21 protein-coding genes are annotated in these 23,905 nt (G+C 69.2%); 10 read left to right on the top strand and 11 right to left on the bottom strand.

Annotated elements, in window-relative coordinates:
* Positions 1–139: 139 nt before the first annotated feature.
* From HEB94_RS34265 to HEB94_RS34250, 4 genes are all read right to left on the bottom strand, one after another.
* Entirely contained in the window at positions 140–2,422 is a 2,283-nt protein-coding gene (locus HEB94_RS34265) for a tetratricopeptide repeat protein (protein WP_192753676.1), read from the bottom strand.
* Positions 2,423–2,789: 367 nt separating this feature from the next.
* A complete protein-coding gene (locus tag HEB94_RS34260) occupies positions 2,790–3,926 on the bottom strand; it encodes a 3'-5' exonuclease (RefSeq protein WP_192753675.1) in 1,137 nt (378 codons plus the stop codon).
* Positions 3,927–4,231: 305 nt separating this feature from the next.
* Complete coding sequence (locus tag HEB94_RS34255) at positions 4,232–5,122, bottom strand: NAD(P)-dependent oxidoreductase (protein WP_192753674.1); 891 nt, start codon at positions 5,120–5,122, stop codon at positions 4,232–4,234.
* A complete protein-coding gene (locus HEB94_RS34250) occupies positions 5,115–6,011 on the bottom strand; it encodes an NAD(P)-dependent oxidoreductase (RefSeq protein WP_192753673.1) in 897 nt (298 codons plus the stop codon). Before HEB94_RS34250 ends, HEB94_RS34255 begins: the two co-directional genes overlap by 8 nt.
* A 142-nt stretch (positions 6,012–6,153) precedes the next feature.
* On the opposite strand from HEB94_RS34250, the gene HEB94_RS34245 reads away from it, so the two are divergent.
* The 8 genes from HEB94_RS34245 (at position 6,154) to HEB94_RS34215 (ending at position 16,926) form a co-directional block, all read left to right on the top strand.
* Entirely contained in the window at positions 6,154–9,234 is a 3,081-nt protein-coding gene (locus HEB94_RS34245) for an AfsR/SARP family transcriptional regulator (protein ID WP_192753672.1), read from the top strand.
* 198 nt (positions 9,235–9,432) lie between these two features.
* Positions 9,433–10,797: a hypothetical protein gene (locus HEB94_RS34240; RefSeq protein ID WP_192753671.1), complete on the top strand. Its 1,365-nt coding sequence runs from the start codon at positions 9,433–9,435 to the stop codon at positions 10,795–10,797.
* Between the two features lie 529 nt (positions 10,798–11,326).
* The gene (locus HEB94_RS34235) at positions 11,327–12,505 is read left to right on the top strand and encodes a glycoside hydrolase family 5 protein (protein ID WP_337918576.1); all 1,179 of its coding nucleotides are present in this window, start codon (positions 11,327–11,329) and stop codon (positions 12,503–12,505) included.
* A gap of 906 nt (positions 12,506–13,411) precedes the next feature.
* Positions 13,412–14,557: a histidine kinase gene (locus HEB94_RS52890; RefSeq protein ID WP_192753669.1), complete on the top strand. Its 1,146-nt coding sequence runs from the start codon at positions 13,412–13,414 to the stop codon at positions 14,555–14,557.
* The gene (locus HEB94_RS34225) at positions 14,554–15,225 is read left to right on the top strand and encodes a response regulator (protein WP_192753668.1); all 672 of its coding nucleotides are present in this window, start codon (positions 14,554–14,556) and stop codon (positions 15,223–15,225) included. Before HEB94_RS52890 ends, HEB94_RS34225 begins: the two co-directional genes overlap by 4 nt.
* Before the next feature lie 59 nt (positions 15,226–15,284).
* Positions 15,285–16,193 (top strand): ATP-binding cassette domain-containing protein, encoded by a 909-nt coding sequence (locus HEB94_RS34220; RefSeq protein WP_192753667.1) that lies wholly within the window; start codon positions 15,285–15,287, stop codon positions 16,191–16,193.
* The gene (locus tag HEB94_RS49730) at positions 16,190–16,396 is read left to right on the top strand and encodes a hypothetical protein (RefSeq protein WP_202896725.1); all 207 of its coding nucleotides are present in this window, start codon (positions 16,190–16,192) and stop codon (positions 16,394–16,396) included. The genes HEB94_RS34220 and HEB94_RS49730 overlap by 4 nt, the downstream gene beginning before the upstream one ends.
* The gene (locus tag HEB94_RS34215; protein ID WP_202896724.1) at positions 16,396–16,926 is read left to right on the top strand and encodes a hypothetical protein; all 531 of its coding nucleotides are present in this window, start codon (positions 16,396–16,398) and stop codon (positions 16,924–16,926) included. Before HEB94_RS49730 ends, HEB94_RS34215 begins: the two co-directional genes overlap by 1 nt.
* A gap of 39 nt (positions 16,927–16,965) precedes the next feature.
* Here HEB94_RS34215 and HEB94_RS34210 read toward each other — a convergent pair whose 3' ends face one another.
* The 6 genes from HEB94_RS34210 to HEB94_RS34185 all read right to left on the bottom strand — a co-directional run bounded on the left by HEB94_RS34210 (position 16,966) and on the right by HEB94_RS34185 (position 20,888).
* The gene (locus HEB94_RS34210) at positions 16,966–17,346 is read right to left on the bottom strand and encodes a VOC family protein (protein WP_192753666.1); all 381 of its coding nucleotides are present in this window, start codon (positions 17,344–17,346) and stop codon (positions 16,966–16,968) included.
* A 201-nt stretch (positions 17,347–17,547) separates the two neighbouring features.
* Positions 17,548–18,108: a dihydrofolate reductase family protein gene (locus HEB94_RS34205; protein WP_192753665.1), complete on the bottom strand. Its 561-nt coding sequence runs from the start codon at positions 18,106–18,108 to the stop codon at positions 17,548–17,550.
* Between the two features lie 123 nt (positions 18,109–18,231).
* A complete protein-coding gene (locus HEB94_RS34200) occupies positions 18,232–18,921 on the bottom strand; it encodes a hypothetical protein (protein WP_192753664.1) in 690 nt (229 codons plus the stop codon).
* A gap of 32 nt (positions 18,922–18,953) precedes the next feature.
* Positions 18,954–19,511: a WHG domain-containing protein gene (locus tag HEB94_RS53835; RefSeq protein ID WP_192753663.1), complete on the bottom strand. Its 558-nt coding sequence runs from the start codon at positions 19,509–19,511 to the stop codon at positions 18,954–18,956.
* A 117-nt stretch (positions 19,512–19,628) separates the two neighbouring features.
* Entirely contained in the window at positions 19,629–20,468 is an 840-nt protein-coding gene (locus HEB94_RS34190; protein WP_192753662.1) for an MBL fold metallo-hydrolase, read from the bottom strand.
* 9 nt (positions 20,469–20,477) lie between these two features.
* The gene (locus HEB94_RS34185; RefSeq protein ID WP_192753661.1) at positions 20,478–20,888 is read right to left on the bottom strand and encodes a lipocalin-like domain-containing protein; all 411 of its coding nucleotides are present in this window, start codon (positions 20,886–20,888) and stop codon (positions 20,478–20,480) included.
* 376 nt (positions 20,889–21,264) lie between these two features.
* On the opposite strand from HEB94_RS34185, the gene HEB94_RS53830 reads away from it, so the two are divergent.
* Positions 21,265–21,765, top strand: a complete 501-nt coding sequence (locus HEB94_RS53830) for a DUF302 domain-containing protein (RefSeq protein ID WP_202896722.1) — start codon at positions 21,265–21,267, stop codon at positions 21,763–21,765.
* Positions 21,766–21,968: 203 nt separating this feature from the next.
* On the opposite strand, the gene HEB94_RS34175 is transcribed toward HEB94_RS53830, so the two are convergent.
* Entirely contained in the window at positions 21,969–22,757 is a 789-nt protein-coding gene (locus HEB94_RS34175) for a nucleotidyltransferase domain-containing protein (RefSeq protein ID WP_192753659.1), read from the bottom strand.
* A 266-nt stretch (positions 22,758–23,023) separates the two neighbouring features.
* Between HEB94_RS34175 and HEB94_RS34170 the strand changes: the two genes are divergently transcribed.
* Positions 23,024–23,860, top strand: a complete 837-nt coding sequence (locus tag HEB94_RS34170; RefSeq protein WP_192753658.1) for an SMP-30/gluconolactonase/LRE family protein — start codon at positions 23,024–23,026, stop codon at positions 23,858–23,860.
* The last annotated feature ends 45 nt before the right edge of the window (positions 23,861–23,905 follow it).

Here is a 23,905-nt window from a genome sequence, read left to right as displayed (position 1 = left end):
GGGACAACCCGTGCCGCGCCCTCCGGGACCCGCGACGCTCCACCGGTACCCGGCTGACCTGCGCTGTTACTTCAGCGGGCGAGTGTCGCGCCGGTGTCCCGGGACGGGACGGGACACCGGCACCACCCCTGGGACGGGCTCAGGACGCCTGGGCCAGACCCGTACGCGCCGCCGACACCAGATAGGTGAGGCCGTGCGCGGTGGCGAGCTGCAGCGCCGCCTGGAAGTGCCCCGCCGCGGTGTCCCGATCGCCCGCGGCCAGGCATGCCTGCGCGTAGGGGAGGAGGCCGCGCACCATCCGATGCGGCTCACCGGCCCGTTCGAGAATCCGCATGACCTCGGCGTGCGTGGCCGTTGCCTCCTCGGCGCGACCGAGGCGGCGCAGGGCGACGGCGGCGTCGGTGAGGCTGGTCGCCTCGAAGATCGGGTGGCGTGTCGCCCGGCTGAGTGCGACGGCCTGCTCGGAGAGGTCGAGGGCGGTCTGGGCGTCACCCAGGCCGAGTGCCGCCCGGCCGAGCACGTCCAGGCACATGCGCTCCTTCTGTCGGTCCAGCCCGCGCGCGGCCTCGATCACCTCCGAGACGATCTCGCGAGCCTCTTCGTACTCCTCCAGCTGCACCAGAGCCTGGCCGAGGCCGGTGCACACAGCCACGCGGGCGGCGGCCTCGGCGGGTGGCAGCAGCGCGGTCGCCTGACGCAGGAGGTCAGCGGCGCCCGCGGCGTCGCCGGCGTACAGCCGGATCTCCGCCAGCTGTTCGAGGGTGATGGCCTGGCCGACGATGTCGCCTTCCGCGGCCATCAGCACACGGGCCGCCTCGAGCTCTGGCATCGCCTCCTCCAGTCGGCCGATGCGCATCAGCGCGGCGCCCAGCAGGTACCGGTGCGTGGCGAGCATGCGCGGCTCCCCGAGCCGTTCAGCGGCGGGCATGCTGACCTCGAGCCCGCGGCGCAGCTGCGCCGTGCCGCCGCGTCGCGCGTGAGCGATCAGGGCGAGCTGTCCGAGACCGACCGCCGGTGCGTCGATGCGCAGCTCCACGGCAAGGGAGAACGTCGCGGTGAGGTTGGCCCACTCGGTGTCCATCCAGTCCACGGCCGTGTCGTGGTCGGCGAGGTCGGGAAGCGCGGGAGGGGGCTGCGGCACGATGACCGGCATGGAGATGACGATCTCGACCAGTTTCTTCACGGCCAGCATGCCCCTGAGGTAGTAGTCGCCCAGCCGGGCAATCGCCGGTACGGGGTCGGCCGCGGCGGCGCCGGCGCGGGCGGCCTGCCTCAGCAGGTCGTGCATCCGGTAGCGACCCGCCGCCGGCTCCTGGACCAGATGGACGTCGACCAGGTCCTCCAGCAGGGAACGGGCGTTGGCCAGCGGGATCCCGGCCAGGGCGGCCGCGCCGTACCCGTCGATGTCCTCGCCCGGCACCAGCCCCAGCAGCCCGAACATCCGCCGCTGGGCGGGGTCGAGCTGCCGCAGCGACATCTCGAACACGTCCGACACCGCCAGCTCGCCCTCGCGCAGCCGTTCCACCAGGGTGTCGAGCGTCCACGCGGGCCGGTGCCGCAGCCGCGCGGCGGCCACCCGGATGGCCAGCGGCAGGTTCCCGCATCGGCGCAGGACCTCGCCGACGTCACCGGGCCGTGCCCCGCCCGCGGATGTGACGAACAGCTGCGCCGCCTCCTGGGTCGACAGGACGTCCAACGAGATCGGCTGGACGCCGTCCAGCTCCACCATCCGCCGGCGGCTGGTGATCACCACGAAGCTCTGGCCGGCGCCGGGCAGCAGATCGCGCACGTGATCGGCGTCGGCGGCGTTGTCCAGTAGCACAATCACCCGCCGCGTCGCCAGCTCCGACCGCCACAGCGCGGCCCGCTCCGCGACGCCGTCGGGAATCCTGCCGGGTGGCAACCCGAGCGCGGCCAGCAGCACACGCAGCGCCTCCGCGGGCTCGACCCGCTCCCGGCCAGGCGTGAACCCATGCAGGTCCAGGTAGAGCTGACCACCGGGGAAGTCGGCGGTCAGCAGATGCGCGGCGTGTACGGCCAACGCGGACTTACCCACCCCGCCCATGCCGTCGATCGCGACCACCGACGTGCTCCGCGCGGCGCCGAGGAGGGCGTCCAACTCCGCCCGGCGACCGGTGAAGGCGGTGATGTCATGTGGCAGATCGTTACGCACTGGCGCAGTGACAGCCGTGCTCGTCTGGGGCCCCTCCTTGGCCTGCTCCCACACCTCGCGCAGCGGCCTGGGGTCACGACCGGCTGTCCTGCACAGCGCCACCACCGTCGGCCAGGGTGGAACGGCCTGGCCGGCGAAGTAGCGCGACAACGAGGAGCTGCTGCCGTGGACGTCGCGGGCGAGCTCGCGCAGGCTCCGTCCGGTCAGGTCACGCAGCTGCCGTAGCCTCCACGCCAACTCCTCGCTCACCCTTGCCAGTCCTTCTCCAACTTCACGCGCTGATCCTAGGATCCACGCGCGCGACGCCGAAGCCGTGGCCGAGTACGAGGAGATGTTGACCTCTGCCGTCGGTCACGCAAAGTAGTCCCTGGTGCGTCGCCGAGCAACTAGCAACTGGTGAACGGCGGCAGACTGGCCGACCGGATGATCCACCTGCGGGGCTGAAGCTCCCACCGACCTCGAGGCGGGCACGCACCGCGCGACCGTGAAGGCCACCAGCTCCTACGGTCGCCAGTTCACCGAATAGATGATCTTCAAGGTCGTCGACGAACGCTGAGATCCGTGGCGTCAACGTCGTCCTGACGCCGCGCAGCGCCTGTGATCGTTCACGCGATGGCTACACCAACTGCGGACACTTCGGCCGGTAGTGACCGACCTCGCGGCAGTGTCCGCAGCGTCGCTGCTTAGTCGGGCGGGGCGTGCTGGCAGGGTTCGGGCCATGCGCAGACGCTGCATGTTGGGCTTGAGTCGTGTCGTGGGGATGCAGGTCGTCGAAGTAGTCGGGTGCCCCCAGCGCCTTTGCCGCGTTACGGAGCTCACGCAACTCGGTGACGGTCAAGACCTGGTCGTCGAGGGCAGCTTCACGCATAGCTTCGAGATAGCGCTCGTTGAGTGCGGCAACCTGGGCTGCACCCAGGCCGGCCGAGCCTGCGAGTCGAGCGAGTGACTTCGCCTCGTCCCCAATGATCTTTCCGTCCTCGAGTACGACGGACAGTGCGTCCAGATAGGCCGCGGCGTCGACGTCAGAGACGTCGGCACCGCTCATCGGTAGCCGAGCGACCAACGACGCCATCCATCCCTCAGTGCCTCTACGCATGGCCACCGCACGCGTGCGCGGGCGGACGATTCCTCGGGGCCAAGCCGTCAGCTGGGCACCGATGAGCGGACCGCAGCCATAAATAAGGGGAGTGCGGTGACGAGACAACATGTCCGGTAGCAGACCTGCCACAGCTCGCACGTCCCCAAGTGCCGCATGTGCGTCGGCCAACGGGATATTCCGATGTCTGGCGAGAGTGGCGAGCTTGTAGTTCGGCATGGCCAATGTGCGTTGCGCCAGCCACAGCGTGCACAACGCGGGAACCGGTCCCGTCTTGATGCCCGCGCGAGCGAACTCGGCGGCGAGGAAGCGCTCCTCGAAGATGGCGTTGTGAGCGACCAGGACGGCACCCTCCAGGCGAGCCAGGATGTCCCCGGCGACATCGCGGAAGGTAGGTGCGTCTCGTACGGACTCGTTGCTGATGCCATGGACGAACACGGGGCCGGTGTCTCGGCCTTCCGGACTGAGCAGCGTCGCATACTCGTCCTCGATCCGGCCGAAGGCGTCGACGCGAGCGATCGCGATCTCAATGACCCTGTCGCCACGGTTCGGAGAGAACCCGGTGGTCTCCACATCGACGATGGCGTAGGGGCCGTCATGTCGATAGCCCGGCGCACCAGCCGCTGGACCCCCATACATGAACAGCGGCCCCCGCATTCCCGGAACCGCGAACCTCGGGCCCTCCGAGCGCGGTGGTGAGGCAGCAAAATCGGGCCGCGCGATCGTCCTGGTAGGCGGACGGCGGGCCACTGTCTTCTCAGACGAAGTGGAAAGCGCCTTACCCTTCCGTGCACGGTGCCGCCACCACAGCCAGCCCAGCAATACCAAGGCGAGCAGGCCAACAACTACTTCCATGCAGTCCCCCCCGGGTCTGTGGATCAGCCCGTCGACCTCGCGTCGAGGGGCGTGCGGAGGGAATGTACTGGAAGCCACCGACAAAATGATCAAGGGGCGGACCGTGCTCAGGTCACCGGGTGCCCGGTGGCCCTGAGCAGCTCGAACACGCTGGAGAAGCTGTCGTGGCCGTGGCCGTCGGCCGAACGGCGGTCGAGCAGGGCCTTCAGGGGTTCGTGGACGTCGGTGGCGATGCCGTGGGCGCGGCTGAGTCCGACAAGGCTGTCGACCCCGGCCCTGTTCAGGTCGATGGTGGAGACGCCCTCGGTGTACGTACGCGCTCCCGCCTCGGCCGCCAGCTGGGGCAGGAAGTCGGCCATCCCGTACAGCCACCGTGCCGCCAGCGGGGCGAAGACCTGCGGGGCAGTGCCGACCGAGTCCAGCAGGGCGGCGGCGTGCAGGAAACCGGTGAGGGCGGCGTATCCGGTGCCGAGCAGGGCGAGGTCGTGGATCTCGGCCGCGCCGGGGTCGGTCCCGAAGTAGTGCGCCGGCGCCATCACCTCCAGCTCGGACCGGTAGGCGGTGAACGCCCGCTCGGAACCGCTGTAGAGGAAGAACCCGTCCGGGGTGGCGACGGTTCTCGGCAGGGCCATCATGGCGCCGTCGAGGTAGTCGGCGCCGTGCCCGGCCGCCCAGGCGGCCAGGTCGCGGGCCTGGCCGGCGCTGGTGTTGGCGACGTTGACCAGGGTCCGGCCGCGCAGCGCTTCGGTGGCCGGCTCCAGGGCCTGCCGTACGGCGTCGTGGTCGAGCAGCGGGGCGATGACCAGCGGCGCGGCCCGCACCGCCTCTGCCGCGGTGGTCGCGCGGGCGGCGCCCCGCGCGACGAGCGCGTCGGCCTTCTCCGCGCTGCGGTTCCACACGGTCGTGGCGTATCCGGCGTCGAGGAAGGCGGTGGCGATCGGCACCCCCATCCGGCCGAGGCCGACGACCGTCACCTGCGGCTTCTCCCGCTCAGACATGCTGCTTCCCCTTGGTGATCGTCTCGATGACACTGGCGATCCCGTCGGCGCCGTGCCCGCCGACGGCGGCCCGCTCCAGCAGGGCGGAGATCAGTTCCGGCACCTCGGTGCCGATGCCCTGGGACCTGCCGGCCTCCACGAGGTGCCCCATCGCCGCCGCGTGCACCTCCACGGTGCCGTCGTCGTCGGGGAAGCGGGCGCCCTCGATCTGACGGGCGTGGTCGGCCATCAGCGAGGTGACGAACGGCATGTGCCCGGTGGCCACCGCAGCGAAGGCGGACGGCTCGACGCCGGCCGCCCCAACCAGGGCGACCGCGTGGTAGAAGCCGGCCAGCGCGCCCCAGGCCAGGCCGAACAGCGCGGTGTCATATACCGAGGCCAGGGCCGGGTCGGCGCCCAGGTGCATGGCCTTGCCCAGGCTCGCCAGGACCTCGCGGTGCGTGGTGAAGGCGTGCGGGGAACCGCTGAAAACGAACAGCGCCTCGGGCCGCCCGACCAGCCGGGTGCCGCTCATCGCTGCTCCGTCGAGGTAGTCGGCGCCGTTGGCGGCGGCCCATTCGGAGGTCTGCGAGGCCTCTTCGGGCGTGCCGGAGGTCAGGTTCACCAGGACCCGGTCGCGCAGGCCCTCGGCCAGCGGGTCGAGCAGCTCCCGCACCGTGGCGTAGTCCGGCAGGCAGACCACGACCAGCGGGCTCGCCGCGATCGCCGCCTCGGCGCTCGCCGCACGGACGGCGCCCTGGGCGACAAGCGCGTCAGCCTTCGCGCCGCTGCGGTTCCATACGGTCGTGCGGTGTCCGGTGGCGAGGAACGCCCGGGCGAGCCTGGACCCCATCTGGCCAAGGCCGATCACCGACACCGTGGACCGCCTGTGGTTCTCGTTCTCCGGCATGTTCGTGCTCCCGTATCTCTCGGCCGCTGAGCCCGTGCGCTCGGCGTGATCCTCACTGTGTCGATCGCGGCTGGCGGGATGCTGTCGAGCCGCTGTCGGTTCGTAGGCGGACCCGGTGCGGCGGGGCGGATACCGTGCACCCATGTATTTCTCCGTGCTCGGGCCGCTCACGGCCTCGACAGCCGAAGGGCGGCCGGTCGAGGTTCCCGAGGCGAAGGTCCGCGCACTGCTGGCCGCGCTGCTCGTCCACGAGGGGCGCCCGGTCTCGGTCGACCGGCTGGTGGACGACCTGTGGGGCGACCGGCTCCCCGCCAACCCGGCCGGTGCGCTGCAGACGAAGGTCTCCCGGCTGCGTCGCGCGCTGGCCCTGGCCGAACCTGGAGCCGAGGCGCTGGTGGAGTCGCGGGCGCCGGGATACCTGCTGCGGGCCGCCCGCCAGGACGTGGACGTCCACCGGTTCGCCGATCTGACAGCGGCGGCACACCGCACCGAGGACCTCAGGGTCAGGGCGGAGCTGCTGACCGAGGCCCTGGCGCTGTGGAAGGGCGACGCCTTCGCCGATGTGGGCGACGCGGAGTCGATCAGGACCGCGGCCGAGCGGCTCGCCGAGCAGCGGCTGAGCGCGCTCGAAGCGCTCGCCGAGACCCGTCTCGACCTGGGCGAGCACCATGCTCTGATCGGTGAGCTCGGCGAGCTGGCGGTCCGCCACCCGCTGCGCGAGCGGCTGCGCGCCCTGCAGTTGCGCGCGCTGTACCTGGCCGGCCGCCAGTCCGAGGCGCTGGCTGCCTACACGGAGCTGCGCCGACGGCTGGCCGACGAGCTGGGAGTGGATCCCGGGCCGGAGCTGACCGCCCTCCACCAGGCGATCCTCGAACACGACACGGCGCTGGCGGCGGCCTCGGCCCCGCCCAGGCGGAGCCAGGGAAATCTCACCCGTCCGCTCACCGACCTGGTCGGCAGGACGGAGGCGGTGGCGGCGGTGCGCGAGCTCCTCACCACCCACCGGCTGGTGACGCTCACCGGCCCGGCCGGGGTCGGCAAGACCCGGCTCGCGGAGGAGGCGGCCGGTCAGGCGGCCGGCGCCTACCCCGACGGTGTCCGGGTGGTTGGCCTTGCCGGGTCGGCGGAGGTGGCCGAGCAGCTGAGCGCCGCGCTGGGCATTCGCGAGGAGGCATCGGTCGGGCTTGAGGACGCACTGCGTCCCCGGAGGCTGCTGCTGGTGTTGGACAACTGCGAGCACGTCATCGAGTCGGCGGCCGACGTCGTAGGGCGGTTGTTGGCCACGGCTCCAGGCCTGAGTGTCCTGGCCACCAGCAGAGAGCCACTCGGGCTGGCCGGTGAGACCGTGTGGACAGTGCCGCCGCTGCCGCAGGCTGACGCCGAGCGCCTGTTCGAGTTGCGCGCGTCCGCGGCCGTGCCGGGATTCTCCGTCTCCGAGGAGAACGCGGCGGCCGTCGCGACGGTCTGCCGCCGCCTGGACCGCATCCCACTGGCGCTGGAGCTCGCCGCCACCCGGGTCCGCGCACTGGGCGTGCACGAGCTGTCGGCCCGGCTCGACGACAGGTTCCGGCTGCTGGCCGGGGGAAACCGCGGTGTGCCGCCGCGGCAGCGGACCCTGCGCGCGATGATCGACTGGAGCTGGGAGCTGCTCGGCGACGACGAGCGGATGGTGCTGCGCCGGCTGGCCGTCTTCGCCGACGGCTGCACCCTGGACGCGGCCGAGGCGGTGTGCGGCGGCCACGACGTATTGGACCCGTTGATTCGACTGGTGGACCGCTCACTGGTCACCGTGGCCGAAGGCCCCCGGTACCGCCTGCCGGAGTCAGTCGCCGCCTACGCGGTGGAGCGGCTGGCCGAGGCGGGCGAGTCCGACGCGCTGCGGCTACGGCACCGCGCCCACTACGCCGAGCTGGCCGAGCGGTCGGCGGCGGCGCTGCACGGCCCCGACCAGCAGGACCGGCTGACCCGTCTCGACCAGGAGAGCGCCAATCTGCGCACCGCCCTGGAGCAGGCCGTGCGTGACGGGGACGGCGCCGGAGCGCTGCGGATGGCACTCGACCTGACCTGGTACTGGTTCCTGCGCGGACGGCTGGCCGAGGCCCGGCGGTCGCTGGACGAGACCCTGCTCATCACCGGTGACGACCACGGTTCCCCGCATGCGCAGGCCGTCCGCTGGCGCGACGGGTTCACCCTGCTGGCCGGAGCGGGAGCCGGAGCCGGGGGCGGCGGTCGGTTCCCCGCCGCCGAGGAGGCCGCTGACGACCGCGCCGGTCTCGCCCGGGCCAGGTGGTTCCTCGGCTACGCCTTGCTGAGCGCAGGTGAGGACCTGGCCCGTAGCGAGAGCCTGGTGGAGCGCGCACTCGCCGACTTGCGCGCGGACGGCGACCGCTGGGGCACCGCAGCGGCACAGAGCACCCGCGCGACGCAGGCGCTGCTCCGCGGCGACCTCGCGTCGGCCCGTGCCAGCGCCGCCGACGGCCACGCACTGTTCGAAGCGCTCGGCGACCGCTGGGGCCGGCTGCAGACCGCCTATCCGCTGGCGGCGCTGGCCACGATCGCCGGCGACTACCCACACGCCGCGCGACTGCACCAGAGCGGTCTCGACCTGGCCGAGGAGCTGGGCTTCTGGACCGACGCCGCCGACCGGCTCACCGCGCTCGGCAGGGTCGCCCTGCTGACCGGCGACCTCGCAGGCGCCGCCGAACTGCATCGCAGGGCGATGACCATGGCCGCCGAGCACGGTTACCCGGCCGGCAAGGTCCATGCCGAGATCGGCCTCGCGCTCGGCGCGCGGCGCCAGGGGGACTTCGACCTGGCCGAGCGGCACCTACGCGCGACCCTGGCCTGGCACCGCGAGGTCGAGTTCGGCCCAGGACCCGCGCTGCTGCTCGCCGAACTCGGCTTCCTGGCCGAGCAGCGCGGCGACGCCGCCGGCGCCCTCGCCCTGCACCACCAGGGCGCCGAGGCCGCCCGCGCCACCGGGGACCCGCGCGCGGTGGCCCTCGCCGAGGAAGGGCTGGCAGGTGCCTATGCCCTGATGGAAGAGCCGGTACGGGCCGCCCGCCTGCTGGGCGCCGCCACCCGCGCCCGCGAATCCGTCGGCGCTCCGCTGCCGGAGGCCGAACGCGGCGACGTGGACCGCATCTCCGCGAGGGCACGAGGGGCACTGGGCGCGGAGGCGTTCGCCGCGGCGTTCTCAGCGGGTGCCGACGAGCGCTCCTGACCTCGACGGCGGCCCTGTCCAGGGCACTGTGATCGCCAGGGGCGGGGGATCGCCCTCTCCTGCGGCGCCGGCGCCCTGGGAACAGCCCCGGTAGGAGCCCTGCCGCCAATCGGCGTCCACGGCCTAGGTGAAGGCGAGATCGACCTTGTCGGACCCGGGTTTTCGAGTCACTCTCGATCTAGGACAAGGGGGGTCGGCATGGACGACGATTCGTCTCAGGTGAGTCGCGCTTCAGGAGCGCCGCAGGGCAGGGAATCGCAGGGGGCAACGCAACGCAACGCGGAGTCGGTGGCGCTGCTGAAGCAGCTCGCCGTCCCCAAGATCGCAGACGGACCGGCGATCGCGGTCCAGAAGAAGCTCGTCGAGGACCTCGAGAAGCTCTTCCAGAGCGAGGCCTCGACTGAGATCAACCTCGGCGGCATCCTGATCGAGCGTCTCCCTGACCGATACGACGGGAACGACGATCTCTTCACCAAAGCGGTCCAGCAGGCGAAGCTCGTGCAGCTACCGGGGACGATCCTGGGGGCCCGCTCCGGCGGAAGCGAACGGGCGGGTCTGGTCATCCAGGCCGGACTCGGCCCGGCGTTGATCGAGAACACCCTGAAGACCATGATCGACGCGAAGCAGCTCGAGTACCTGCGCCTCGTCGGACTGCCCAACGGCGAATGGAAGATCCTTGTCGAGGTGCACTACATCCGCTCGCGTCCCAAGGACGCGACGGGGCTCCACAAGGACACCAAAGGCGAGACGCTCTTCGTGAACCTGAACTACCACGTCGGCGACAACAAGGTGATGGGCCCGGAGTACGTGCTCAACCCAGCCCCATCCCCGGAGCACGACGCGCTGATCAAGGGCACCGACGGGAAGCCGGGCACGCTGCCCAAGGTGTTCACAGACGACCTCGACGAGATCCGTCGGACGCTGGGGAAGCCGACGGAGATCAGGACCGGGATCGTGAACCCGTACGGATACGTCGCGTTCGTCGACGAGGCGATCCATCACGCGACGCCCCTCTACGGGCATCGCTTCATCACAGGCAAGGAGTTCAGGGCGTACCTGGCGCAGAAGTACCCCGCCGAGCTCGCGGAGATCACTCGGGCCGACAAGGAGTACCAGGCCTCCCGCTGGCCGGCCGCCTTGTATGCGTACTCGACGTACGTGAACAAGACGATCATCGCCGAGGGCGAGATCGCGAAGTGGCTGAACTGGCTGGGGATGACCGGCGACGCCAACCTGTACACGCGCGTGCATTTCGCGGCGACGATGACGTCCGACGAGATCGATCTCATGCTCCACACGGTCGGCTCGTGGCCGGGCGCCCAGCGCAGGGGCGTCGGAGGGTTCTACGCGGCGAGCATCCCCCAGGCGCCGACCCTCTCCCCGGTCAACGAACCGGGAAGCCCGCCGCTCAAGCGACAGGCGAGCACCGCGGACTTCAAGAAGGACCAGCCGCCGCCGCTGCCCGACGACGTACCGCGCAGGTTCCTCCGCAGTTGGATTCGCGTCGTGCCCGAGTCGATGGCCACCAGGCTGCGGGAGTACAGGCCGACCCAGGGTCAATGAGATCGCGGTCAAGAAACAGGAGAAGGGCGAGGGTCGCCCTCTCGCTGAACCTCCGCAGGCCCCGATTGGTGTGCTGACCAGTTCGAACACGATGAAGGTCTCCAGCCTCGGCGACGCTGTTGTGCTGGAGGCCTTCGCATTTTCCGGGGGCTCGGCCAGTCAGTGCAGCCCGGGCGATCTCGACGCCTGGCCCGCCGCAGGCGGTTCGACAGGCATCGAGCTGTTATAGACACCTGGGAGAAGTCGGCCATCCAGAAGTGTTTCTACCGTCAGAGCCTGAAGTCTACGATCAGACGCGGCAGGACGTTGAGGAGCCTTCGCCTTCGAAGAGCGCTACCTCGAGGTTGGGAGCTGGCCGGTCGTCACGGTCGTACGCCGGCATCGTCCGGACGGACTGCTGGTACTGAGCCACGGTCTGGTCGTTTACCGTGCCGAACAAGAGGAGTCCATCGTGGTGCGGCGAGTTCTGTTCAGCTTCATCGTGACGCTTTTCGCGTGGGTACTGACGGGCTTGGCCAGTACTGGCGCGATGGCCGGTACGTCGACTCACGCCGACTCGGCGGTCTTGTTACCGGCAGGGTATCTGAGCACTGCGGGCAATCAGCTCGTGCCGCAGGGCCGGCGAGAGCCATCAGTGCGAATCGCCGCGGTCGGTTGGGACATGGGAGAGATCGCTCCGTTCCAGACCCGTGCGCGGAACGTCGCGGAGATGCGGCGGGCCGGGTTCAACACGATCACGATTGGCTGGTACAACCGTGACCTGGACCGTGATCCGGCGACGTTTTGGCGGCAACTGGACGCCGTGGTGCGGGCCGCCGGCAACACCGGCATGAAGGTCATCCTGAATCATCACGCCGACGAGGGGCTCGCCGGTAACGGCAACTGTCTTGCGCAGCAGGCGAACGGGTTGTGGTTCGACTCTGGTCCGGGCACCGACGGCACCGACGGGTGTGGAAATCCGGGCACCGTTACCCAGGAGGTGTTCCGCGCCGACTGGGAGCAGATCGCCCTCCACTACGCCGGAAATACCACGGTCATCGGGTTCGACCTGCACAACGAGCCGCTCGCCTACCCTGGGATGAGCACCTGGGGCGACGGCAGCGTCACTGACATTCAAGCGATGTACTCCACGGTTGGCAGCGCTTTGGAGGCGATCGACCCTGGGGTATTGATCATCTGCGAGGGACCGCAAAACTACGGCGGCAACTTCGCGGGTAAGCCCGGCATCACAACGCCCGAGGGCGACCTGACCGCGGTCGCTTCGAAGCCGGTCACGTTGACCGTCAACGGACACCGGGTTGTGGACAAGGTCGTCTACTCGGTGCACGAGTACCCGAACGAGATCAGCGGCGTCGACCCCGACAGCGGTCCAGCTGCGGTCGCTCGCTTCAACGGAGCCTGGGGCTACGTCGTCACCAAGAACCTTGCACCAGTGTGGATCGGTGAGGCCGGCTCATCGATGCAGAACAACCCCGACGACACGAACTGGGCAACAACCCTCACCGATTACGTCAACGGCAACGACGGCGCGTTGGGTGGGCCAACCTTCGCTCGCAACCAGCAGGGGATCAGCACAACCTGGTGGCGATGGGGATACCGGCCAGGCCAAGGGCCAGATGGCACACTCGACAGTGACGGCTCCCTGAAAGCAGACCAGTTCGCCGTCTACTGCGATTGGCAGCCGATCCACCTGCCTTCATGCAGGTGAGAACCCTCACCCCGGATCAAGCTGCACTTCACCCGAACCCGCGATCCAGGTGTTCGTCGACGGCTGGAACGAGCAGGACGCCGACGTCGTGATCCTGCTGCACCGGGATGACTACGACAGCGCCGAGGAACGTCCAGGCCCGCGTCAGTGGGCCGGGACAGCGGCGCCTCGGGTGGAGGTGAAGAAGTGGTTCGCGGAGGGGAGGTACATGGCAACGGAGGCGGTGAGCACGCAGGCGATGTGGAGGAGTCGGACGCTGACGAAGGCCCAGCCGAGCCTGCCACTGTCGCCGAGTGCCGCGACGACGCTCTGCCCGTCGGCGAGTCCGCGACCGCTGGTACCACCAGAGTGCCAAGGCCGATGAAGCTCAGCAACACGGTCAGCGCGAGCCGGGCCCAGCGGCGGCCCCGGTTGAACTGCACGACAAGCAGCATCGCCAACGCGTACACGACGGCACGCAGGCCGATGTTCGCCCATTCGCCGGCGGTGAGCTGGCCGTGCGCGACGATCTGAGCCACGGCGAGCGCCGATTCGACCACGCCCGCGCCGACCGCCACCGACCATCCGACGGTGGCCACGCGTACTGAAGAGGGAGGCATATCCCAGACGATGCCAGCGCCACAGCGGGCGAACCATCACGCCAGCTCCTCGGTAGGGGGTGTGGCTCCCCCCCGTACCCTTTTGATCGTCCCAGCCGGAGAGTCCTCGGTGCCGGCCGTACGTCTGGCGTGAAGTCTTCGTTCGGCTGCCCAGACCTACCGGCGCTGGTCGCCGTGCTGACGTGCACTCCTGGGCTCCTGGTGCCATCGAGAGGTGTCCGTTATCTCCCGATGTGGCGGCCCGCCACGTGAACGTACTCCCGCAGGAGTACGCGGACCGTGGCGCCTCGACCATACGGTTGCTGTCGTGGAACGCACTCCAGCGAGATTGGTCGACGTGGTGGTCGCGGTTGCGGTCGCCGTGCCCACCTGCCTGGACGCGTGGTGGAACGTGGCTGGGACCCGGCAGGCAGATGCACCCTCCTACGCGCTGGTGCTGGTCCCCGCCGTGGCGTTGCTGGTTCGTCGGCGCTTCCCGGTCGCAGTCGCCGTTGTCTGCGCGGCGGCGCTGGCCACCTGGTACGCGGTGGGTCACCGCGGTGAGCTGACCGGGCTGCCCACGATGGTCGCGCTCTACACGATCGCGGTCCAGGGCGACCGGCGTCGCACTCTGCTGGCCGGGGCCTGCACGGTCGTCTTCTTCGGGGCGCTGGCGATCGCTGTCGGCGACGCCGGCCTGCCGGTGACCGAAGTCGCGCTCCCCGCAGCCGCGCTCCTGCTCGGTGAGACCGTACGCGGGCGGCGGGAACTGGTAGCCGAACAGGCGAGGCGAGCCGAACAGGAGCGAGCCGAGCGGGAAGCCGAGGCCCAACGCCGCGCACAACACGAACGCCTGCACGTCGCACGGGAACTCCACGACGTGGTCGCGCACACCGTTGCCGCCATGACCGTGCAGGCGAGCGTCGCGGCAGAGGCGTTCGACCGACGCCCCGACGTCGCCCGCGAAGCGCTGGCCCAGGCCCGCATGCTGGGCCGTGGCGCGGTCGCGGAGCTGCGCGGCATGGTGGCCGTCCTACGTGACGGGCACACCGGTGTCTCCACCGCCCCGGCGCCCGGCCTGGCCGACCTCGCCCGTCTCGTGGACAGCGTCCGCGACAGCGGCCTGTCGGCCGTCCTGCATCACGATGCCGCAACCACCACTGTGTTACCCGGGGTCGAGCTGGCCGCGTACCGAATCGTGCAGGAGTCGCTCACCAACGTCATCCGCCACGCGGATGCCCGCCGCGTGGAGATCCGGGTACGCCAGGACGGTCACCGTCTCCTCGTCGAGGTCACCGACGACGGCCGCGGTACCGGTACCGGTGCGGGCGGATTCGGGTTGACCGGGATCACCGAGCGCGCGGCCAGTGTCGGCGGCACAGCGGAGTACGGACGAACCGCGCAAGGCGGCTTCCGGGTACGCGCGATCCTGCCCACGAACGGGATGGACGCGGTGGCGGGGAGCACGGTGTGACAGTCAGGGTCGTACTGGCCGACGACCAGACGGTGGTCCGGGCCGGATTCCGGGCGCTGCTCGAGTTGACCGACGATCTCGTCGTCGTCGCCGAAGCGAGGAACGGCGAGGAGGCCGTGGCGCACGCCCGCCGAACCCGACCCGACGTCGTACTCATGGACATCCGGATGCCCGGCATGGACGGGCTGGAGGCGACCCGGCAGATCGCGGCCGACCCGGACCTGGCCGACGTACGCGTGCTGGTCCTGACGACCTTCGAGATCGACGAGTACGTGTTCCAGGCGCTGCGCAGCGGCGCGAGCGGCTTCCTCCTCAAGGACGTGGAACCCGATGACCTGCGTACGGCGCTGCGCCTCGTCGCCGCCGGCCAGGCGCTGCTGTCGCCGACCGTCACCCGCACGGTCGTCACCGAGTTCACCCGGCTCAGCGGGCAGGTCCTCGGCGCAGACCGGCTCCATGTGCTGACCGACCGGGAACGTGACGTGGTCAGGCTCGTCGCCGCGGGACTGTCCAACCAGGAGATAGCCGCACGACTGTTCATGAGCCCGCTGACCGCCAAGACCCATGTCAGCCGCTCGATGATCAAACTCGGCATGCGGGACCGCGCCCAGCTGGTCGTCCTGGCCTACGAGACCGGACTGGCCCGCGCGGGCGATACTCCCGACTGAGTACGAGCCAACTCCTCGCGGCGGATGCCCAACACCGCCGTCCTTCCTAGGTTGGCCACATGATCGAGGTGAACGAGCTCTCCAAGACCTACGGCCGCACGGTCGCGGTCGACCGCCTGTCGTTCCAGGTCAAACCCGGGCGGGTGACAGGATTCCTCGGCCCCAACGGAGCCGGCAAGTCCACCACCATGCGGCTGATCCTCGGCCTGGACACCCCCGACTCCGGCACCGCCACCGTCGGTGGCCTCGCCTACGCCTCCCTGACCGACCCCATGCGGCAGGTCGGCTGCCTCCTCGACGCCCGCGCGGTCCACGGCGGCCGCAGCGGCTACCACCACCTGCTGTGGCTCGCCCAGAGCAACCGCATCACCCGGAGCCGAGTCGCCCGTGTCCTCGAACTCGTCGGACTCGCCGACGTCGCCCACCGCCCGGCACGGCAGTTCTCGCTCGGCATGGCCCAACGCCTCGGCGTCGCGGCGGCACTGCTCGGCGACCCGGCGGTGCTGATCCTCGACGAGCCGGCCAACGGCCTGGACACTGACGGCATCCGATGGATCCGCGACCTCATGCGCGGACTCGCCCGCGAGGGCCGCACCGTCCTCCTGTCGAGCCACCTGATGAGCGAGATGGAACTCACCGCGGACCATCTCGTCGTGATCGGACAGGGCAGGCTGCTCGCCGACGCACCAATGACCGACTTCATCGAGGTCAACTCCCCGTCGGCCACCCTCATCCGCTCACCCCAGGCAGCCATCCTGATCCAGCAGCTGGCGCAGGCCGGCGCCACCGTAGGACCGGGCGTGGACGGGGAATTTGAGATCCGCGGACTTCCTCGGGCCGAGATCGGCGACATCGCCGCCGCCCACCAGATCACGCTGCACAAACTCAGCACCAGACGCTCCACCCTGGAGGAGGTGTACCTGCGGATGACCGAAGCGAGCGTCGAGTTCCGCGGGGAGCAGCGATGATGAGCGTGCTGGCCAGCGAATGGACCAAACTGCGCACGGTTTCGGCGACGCGGTGGGCCCCGGTGGCCGCCTTCACGGCCGTACCGGCCCTCGCCGCGCTCGTGGCGCTCACCCGAAGCCTGCAACCAGACGACACGATCCTCGGCGGCGCCCTGACCGGAGCCGTCGTCGGGCAACTCGGCGCGGCGTCCTCGGTGTCCTGATGATGTCGGGGGAGTACAGCACCGGCCTGATCCGCACCACCCTCACCGCCACACCGCGCCGCCTGACCGTGCTCGGCGCGAAGGCCACCGTGGTCGTGACCCTGACGTACGTCGGAGGCCTTCTCGCCGGCACGCTCGGGTACGCGACTGGTCGCGTCCTGCTCGCCGAGGAGGGCTACCGCCCGGGCGAACCGGTGCCGGCCCTGTTCGGAATAGCGCTGACCTTCTCCGCCACCGGCCTGCTGGGACTCACCGCCGCGGTGATCCTCAGGCACACCGCGGGCGCCCTCACCGTTGCGATCGGCGTCGTCCTGCTGCCGGCGATACTCGGACCGATCCTGGGCGCCTGGGGTCGGTGGGTCGTCGCCGCCGCACCGACGACCGCGCTGCAGAAGCTCGCCCAGAGCTCAGACGCGACAGCCGAGACGATGGGAGGCATCGGCGCCTGGCCCACGCTCGCGCTGGTGTGCGGGTACACGATCATCGCCCTGGGGATCGCAGGGTGGCTACTGCGCTCCCGCGACGCCTAGGGCAACAGGTACCCGGTGCCGAGGCGTGACCGATGATCATCAGAGTGGGTCGAGGCGGGTCCTGAGCAGGCAGAACTCATTGCCTTCGGGGTCGGCCAGGACATGCCATGACTCCTGCCCCGTCTGGCCGATGTCGACCGGGCGCGCACCAAGCTTCAGAAGGCGTTCGAGCTCGGCGTCCTGATCGCGGTCGGTGGCGTTGACGTCGATGTGCAGCCGGGACTTTCCCTTCTCCGGCTCATCCCTGCGACTGAGGATGATCGTCGGCTGCGGACCACCGAACCCTTCGCGCGGCCCGATCTCCAGCGTGCCGTCGTCCTCGCGATCGAGCACGACGAAGTCCAGGACCTCGCACCAGAACCGCGCCAGCACCTCGGGGTCGCGGCAACCGAGCACGAGCTCACTGATACGACATGCCATAACGAAACCTGCTCTCAGTCTGGAACTGCCGGTGCCACACGCGAACCTCATGGGCTCCCAGCAGTGAAGACAACCCGGCGACCGTACCCGACGAGGCGAGCACGGCCGAAATGAGGTCAGCGCCGACCCTGTCCGGGGAGCCGGGGTCATCATCCGATGGGGCGACCCGGCTCCCGTGCCCCGTCGCGTTGGGTCTGCTGGTCAGACGCGGACCCCGTAGTGGAGGTGAACGACACCGCTTCGGAAGCGGTGCTCGTCCAGGAGTTCGAGCTGGACGGCAACGTCATCCGGCAGTGCGCGCGTCCCACCACCGATGACAATCGGGTTGAGGAACAGGTGGCATTCGTCGACCAGGCCCGCGGCCAGTGCCTGGCCAGCGAGTTCCGCGCCGCCAATCGAGATGTCGCGGGTCGAGGACTCCTTGAGCTGCTTGATCGCCGCCGGATCGAAATCGCGCTCGATCCGGGTCCGCGCACTCGACGGCGTCTGGAGCGTCCGCGAGTACACGATCTTTTCGGCCGCTCGCCAGATCTGCGCGAAGTCCCTGCTCACCGCCGAGTCGTCGTCTCCGGTGCCCTCGGTCTCCCAGTACACCATGATGTCGTACATCCGACGCCCGTTGAGGGACGTGCCGATCGGCCGCTCGAGGTCGTTGACGAACGCGTGCACCTCCTCATCGGGCGCCGCCCAGTCGAAGTTGCCGCTCTTGTCCGCGACGTATCCGTCCAGAGACGCGAGAGCAGAGTAGATCAGCTTGGCCACGTCAGAACCTCCACCGTCATTGAGCTCTGGCCGCTCGTTGGGCATCGTGCAGCCATGACTGCACACACTACGAGGCCGCGCCGACAGGGTCACGCGTCAAACGGGGCTTGCGGGCAGGTTCGCTCAGCGAGTCGGGCGCAACACGATCTTGTCGTGAGGGTCGACGGCCGCGCGCGCCGGGTCGGCGCTGCGCCACAGCGCGACGGCGAACACGATCAAGCCGACCGCCATCAGTACACCGTGTGCGATCCGTACCGGCGCGGGTGTGAAGAACTGCGGCAGGAACAGGGCGAGCCCGGCCGCGAACAGGATGCCGCTCCATCGGGGAAGCACACCCGAGTGCCACACGGCGACCGCCGCCACGATCGCGCCGATCGCGAGCAGGATGAGGCCGGTGCCGAAGATGGTGACCGCCACCGGCTGGTAGCGAACGGCGTCGATGAGGTCGAGCACGTGCGACGGGCTGCCCTTCGGACCCGCGATCGCGTGCAGTCCGAAGTCCTCGGCGCCGTAGTACGGCAGCGTGAGCCCGGCGCCGATCCAGGTGATCACGGTCGCGACCAGCGCCAGGCGCTGCGACCTCGTCGTCGCGACGACGCCGAGCAGTGCGAGAAGGCCCAGCGGCAGCAGGATGAAGCCGATCATCGCGAACAGGTGAGCGGCCACCCAGGCAGCCGAACTCAGGGCCGCCGTCGCGCCGCTGACGGTGGCCTCGTCGTGCCAGGGCCGCAGGGCGGGGTAGGCGAGGAAGAGCACGCCGGCGACCGCCAGCGCGACCGCCCCGAGACGGGTGCGGGCATGGAACGTGGACATCGGGTCCTCCCGTGGTGGGTGGGTACGGCGCTTCAGCGCCGGTGGAGGTATGCGAGGTACATCTGGATGAGGTCCTCGTAGGTGTCCGCCGGGTCCTCGGCCATGCCGAAGCTGCCGCCGGATTCGATGGCAGCGAAGCCGTAGACGATGACGCGCAGGCATCGCGTCGCGTGCACCGCGGCCGGACCTTCGAGCTCGTAGCCGCGCAACACGGCGAGGAACACCTCGACGAGGCAGGTGGCCGGCTGCACCAGCGCCGGATCGTGGAGGGGATCGGACGGCACCGACGCGTACCGGGCCGGGTGCTCCACCGCGTACGCCCGCATCCGCCGCATCAGCGCGGCGACCGCGGCGTCGCCGCTCAGGCCGAGCACCGCGCTCGTGGCGATCTCTGTCATCTCCGACAGCACCCGCGCGGCGATCCGCGAGCGCAACAGCGCGAGGCTGCCGACGTGCCGATACAGCGACGGTGTCGCGACGCCGGCCCGGGCGGCCACGTCGGACAGCGTCAGGGCGTCTGCGCCGCACTCGTCGACGACCTCGAGCGCGACCCCGACAACCGCTTCGGTGCCGAGTCCCGCTCTAGGCACGAAGGGACCGCCGAGGATGGTTAATTAACATAGCTGCAAAGCTAATAGGCGTAGCTTCGCATGTCAACCGGCCGCGGCCCCTTGATGCGCGTCCGGCGGCGCGGTGCGTGCGTTGTGTCAGCCGACCCCGAGTATCAGGAACTGCTGCCGACTGACCCAGTCCGGATAGCGGTCCACCAGGGCGTCGAACAGTTCCTCGTCGGACAGGGCTGCCTCGCGTAGTTGCCCGTAGTACTCGAGGTAGCCGCGGGACTCGGCCAGCACGCTGGGCGGGTTGCCTTGGGTTGGGTCCTTGTGCCCGCAGACGACGGAGTCGGGGTTGAGTGCGGCCAGTTGGTCGAGCGCGGCGATCCACTCGGCCCGGCCGTCGGCCGTGGTGTCCCCGACGTACATGTGGCAGTGGTTGTAGGCGACGTCGCCGGAGACGATCAGGCCAAGGTCAGGCGCGTGCAGCGAGGTCGTGTCCACGGTGTCGGTGTGACCGGTCTCAATCACCCTGATGACCGAACCCTCAAGCGGGATTTCTCGCGATTCGAGCGGTTCGGGTAGGGGAACATCGCCGGCGACCTGATCGAGGAACAGCGCTCTGATCGAGTTCTCCGGCGGGAAGTTGTCCTGCTGTTGCATGTGCTGCACCGTCCCGGGGGCGGCAGCCACCTGCGCGTCCGGGAACCGTTCGAGGACTACCGGCAGGCCGAGATAGTGGTCACCGTGCCCGTGCGTGATGTAGATCGTGGTGAGGTTGCGGTCGTGCAGCGCTACCCACTGTGCCAGCGCGGTTGCCTCCGCGACGGTCATCAGCGGGTCCACCAGCACAGCATCGCGGTCGCCGAAGATCAACGTCGATGTCGTCGGGTCCCACGCGGGCGGATCTCCGACTTTGGATGGCGGGGCGCGGAACGGCTTTTCTGGCGCGGTGAACACGTCGTAGCTCAGCGCCGATCGGGTGGCGGGCATGGGTTCCTCCTATCGTGGCGGCCGGCGCGACCAAGTGATCGTGGTCGTCTCACCCTCGCGAGGGCTCCCTTCGGCGGACAACACGAGTGTGTCCGGGTCAGGGAAGCGGACCTGCCGGATCTGCGTCGTGCCCTTCCAACTCGGTATGACCCACACCTGCACGTGATGGGTCACGGTCTGGTTGGCCTGGTCGACGTCGTATGGCCCTGAATAGGCGACGTAGTAGGCATCCGGCTTGTCGTCATCTTCGTAGGGTCCCGGCCGGGCCAACTGGGCAGACATGTAGCCGTCCGGCGTGTACAGGATCGCCCCCAACGGGTCGTCGCCCAGCGGGTGCTCGGGCTTGCCGTCGGCGGTCTCCTCGTACCCTGTCAGTCGCCAACCCCCTATCAGGCGGTCGCGAATCTTCGGCTCAGCCATCGGTACTCCCGTTGATCACGAGATGGGCGCGGTACGAGCGCTACTCATCGGCTTGTTCGCTGACCCGGCTGTGCGCCCCGGTGTCCCCGGTGTCGCCGTTCTCTCTCATTCTCTGCCCCCTGCTGTAACACGTGCAGGTTGCATACCTGAGAGAGTCGGTCACCTGGTCGGTGCGGTCGAGTTCGCCTTGGTGGTGCACTTCGCAACAGGGCTGGTGACTCATGGGGGATGGTCGGCTACTGGGCCGCTCGCCATCGTAGTGGTGGTCCTCGCGTCACCTCGACCAGCGGTCGACGCGCAATCAATGCGTATTCAACGTTTTGGAGACCAAATGACCCAATCAGTGCAGGACAGGGTGAGGAGCGTCCCCCACGAGGTGAACCGCCTCGAGGTTGCGGTCGGCGAACCTTTCGACGTCTTCTGCGCTCGATACGAAAGTGCCGTGCCTGAATTCGACGCCAAACGTTTCGCGCAACTCGCCAAGGACAAGGCCGACTGGGACACAGTCCTCCAAGCGACGAGTGAGAACGCCCCGCACGACTTCATCATCTATTGGAGCCAAGACTTTGGTCCGGTCATGCGGCTTGCCGGTGATGAGCGGCGTTGCAAGGAGTACCTGATGGGAAACCACACGATCGCACAGCGAATGTTCCACCACAACCCCGCGATCCTGCTTTACGCCCCGCTCCGCACGGCCATCTACGACGACACACAAGGCGGGACCTGGTTCACCGTAGACCAGCCAAGCACCCGGTTCTCCAGCTTCGGCGATCCCAACATCGCCAAGGTCGGAATCGAACTCGACCAGAAACTCGCCGCCCTGCTGGAGTACCTCGACCTGCCGGTACCGGAAGCACTGACCTCCCACAACGCATGACGTCGAACACCCGACCGGGGACGTGTTCGAACCTGTCAGCACACGCGACGCGATGTCATGCTCGCGGCCACACTGTTCCGTCGCAGGTCGTCCCGGACACGCGGCTGGTCGGCGATCACGCTGAGTCCTTCTCGGGATTTCTTGTTCACCCAGCGACTCAGAGACTGGTCGAGCGCTCGGCTGCGGCGAATGCGATGTCCCGGTCAGCTCAGCTCGGGTGGGAGTATCCCGGTGAGCCAGGCGAGTTCGTTGTCTCGAATGAATATCGAGGCACTCGCTGCACGATCCACTGGCCAGGGGTGGAAGGTCTCTAGTGCCTGCACGTATGCGTCAGCGCTTTCTCGGCTGGGTTGGGTGATGAGCTGTCGAGCGAGGTCACTGTATCCGTCCGGTATTCGGTCCAGCGTGGCGAGCGTGGCGTCGAGATACCTCGGTCCGCGAAAGAGCGTCCGATTCAACGCGAGTAGGGCCCGCCCGCCGGCGTTCACCGTATGTACCGCGGCGTGATGCAGCAGGAACGTGTTGTCCAAGGCGAGAGCTTGTGGCAGAAAATCGGTTCCGTGCCACCAAACCTCGGACATGAACGAGATCGCTCGGCTTTCCCAGATCTTCGGCGGAAGCACGGGGATCGCTGCGACCCGCCCAGCGATGTCGTAGCCATCGCGGACCCAGGCTACCCGGGCGTCTTCGAACGATGCGCGAACAGGATCGTCCCCACGCTCGGCGGCAGCATCCAGAAACGTGACGGTGGCGAGCCTGACGTCGACATAGCCGCCTGGATACGTCGCGTCGGAGCGCTCTTCGACGATCACACGATGAGCGGCAATGGCCGAATCGAATACGTCGTCGGGGACGACCAGGTAGACGTCGACGTCCGAGTCGGGTCGTTCCGTGCCACGAGCTACCGATCCGACGAGGATGACCGCGATCGCGTCAGGGTCGTCCTTCACCCTTCGGACGTATGTGTCCAGCGAATCCTGATGATGCTGCATGGAGGGTCAAGGTATCCAGGTTGCCGCTCCCGGTACAGGATCCGGGCACACAACCTGATCCAGTCGGTCCGGCCGAACCCTGGACCAAATCGATTGGGCTGCACCCAGGCGCTTGAGCGCTTCTCCCCGCAAAGGGCGGAGCGCTCAGTCGGTTGTCGTCGGGTGCGAACCGCACGCCCGAAGTTCTCGCCCGGAGGGCCACCGAGCGATGAGTTTCGGGTCGTCGGTCGGTCTGCTGGGGTACCACCGAGCAGAGGGAGTACGACATGAGCGCACCGACGGTCGTGATGGAGGGTGTCGTGTTCGGCGAGTCGCCGCGCTGGCACGACGGGCGGCTCTGGTTCTCCGACTGGGGCGCCAACCAGGTCATCGCCGTGAACGCCGACGGGAGCCACGAGGTGGTCGCGAGTGTCCCGTCGTTCCCGATGTGCATCGACTTCCTGCCCGACGGGCGGCTGCTGGTGGTGGACTCCGCTCAGCGGCGGCTGCTGCGCCGCGACCGGGACGGGTCGCTGGTCCCGCACGCCGACCTGGCCAAGGTGTCGGAGAAGCCGTGGAACGACATCGTCGTCGACGACCACGGCAACGCCTACGTCAACTGCATCGGCTTCGACTTCCCCGGCGGTGACTTCGCGCCCGGCCTGGTCGTCTGCGTCACCCCCGAGGGGGACGTCCGCCAGGTCGCCGACGAGCTCGCGTTCCCCAACGGCATGGCCATCACGGCAGACGGCGCGACGTTGATCGTCGCCGAGTCCTACGCCAACCGGCTCACCGGCTACGACATCGCCGCCAACGGTGACCTGGGAGATCCCCGGGTGTGGGCGGAAACTCCGGGCGACCACCCGGACGGGATCTGCGTGGATGCCGAGGGTGCGGTCTGGTACGCCGACGTCGCCCACCAGCACTGCGTACGGGTTCGGGAGGGCGGCGAGGTCCTCGACACCGTCAAATCAGACCGGGGCGCGTTCGCCTGCGCACTCAGCCGCGGAGACGACCCGCACCTCTACGTCGTGGGCCAGAACTACGGCGGACCCGAGCAGACGCAACCCAGCGGGCAGGTGGTGGCGTTCCCGGCACCCGCGCCCGGCGCCGGGAGGCCGTAGGCCCGGGCCGCTGCCCAACGAGATACGGCGAAGGGTCGTGCCCCC

It is taken from the genome of Actinopolymorpha pittospori (genome assembly GCF_014873875.1).
GTDB classification, from domain to species: Bacteria; Actinomycetota; Actinomycetes; order Propionibacteriales; family Actinopolymorphaceae; genus Actinopolymorpha; species Actinopolymorpha pittospori.
Note: the sequence above shows the minus strand (reverse complement) of the source record. Positions and strands in the feature narration are given on the sequence as shown.

Excerpts from the sequence above, each read along its gene's own strand:
- HEB94_RS34260 (WP_192753675.1), bottom strand. The coding sequence starts at position 3,926 with ATGCGGGGGCCGCTGTTCATGTATGGGGGTCCAGCGGCTGGTGCGCCG.
- HEB94_RS34255 (WP_192753674.1), bottom strand. The coding sequence starts at position 5,122 with ATGTCTGAGCGGGAGAAGCCGCAGGTGACGGTCGTCGGCCTCGGCCGG.
- HEB94_RS34250 (WP_192753673.1), bottom strand. The coding sequence starts at position 6,011 with ATGCCGGAGAACGAGAACCACAGGCGGTCCACGGTGTCGGTGATCGGC.
- HEB94_RS34245 (WP_192753672.1), top strand. The coding sequence starts at position 6,154 with ATGTATTTCTCCGTGCTCGGGCCGCTCACGGCCTCGACAGCCGAAGGG.
- HEB94_RS34240 (WP_192753671.1), top strand. The coding sequence starts at position 9,433 with ATGGACGACGATTCGTCTCAGGTGAGTCGCGCTTCAGGAGCGCCGCAG.
- HEB94_RS34235 (WP_337918576.1), top strand. The coding sequence starts at position 11,327 with ATGGCCGGTACGTCGACTCACGCCGACTCGGCGGTCTTGTTACCGGCA.
- HEB94_RS34220 (WP_192753667.1), top strand. The coding sequence starts at position 15,285 with ATGATCGAGGTGAACGAGCTCTCCAAGACCTACGGCCGCACGGTCGCG.
- HEB94_RS49730 (WP_202896725.1), top strand. The coding sequence starts at position 16,190 with ATGATGAGCGTGCTGGCCAGCGAATGGACCAAACTGCGCACGGTTTCG.
- HEB94_RS34215 (WP_202896724.1), top strand. The coding sequence starts at position 16,396 with ATGATGTCGGGGGAGTACAGCACCGGCCTGATCCGCACCACCCTCACC.
- HEB94_RS34210 (WP_192753666.1), bottom strand. The coding sequence starts at position 17,346 with ATGGCATGTCGTATCAGTGAGCTCGTGCTCGGTTGCCGCGACCCCGAG.
- HEB94_RS34200 (WP_192753664.1), bottom strand. The coding sequence starts at position 18,921 with ATGTCCACGTTCCATGCCCGCACCCGTCTCGGGGCGGTCGCGCTGGCG.
- HEB94_RS34190 (WP_192753662.1), bottom strand. The coding sequence starts at position 20,468 with ATGCCCGCCACCCGATCGGCGCTGAGCTACGACGTGTTCACCGCGCCA.
- HEB94_RS34185 (WP_192753661.1), bottom strand. The coding sequence starts at position 20,888 with ATGGCTGAGCCGAAGATTCGCGACCGCCTGATAGGGGGTTGGCGACTG.
- HEB94_RS34175 (WP_192753659.1), bottom strand. The coding sequence starts at position 22,757 with ATGCAGCATCATCAGGATTCGCTGGACACATACGTCCGAAGGGTGAAG.
- HEB94_RS34170 (WP_192753658.1), top strand. The coding sequence starts at position 23,024 with ATGAGCGCACCGACGGTCGTGATGGAGGGTGTCGTGTTCGGCGAGTCG.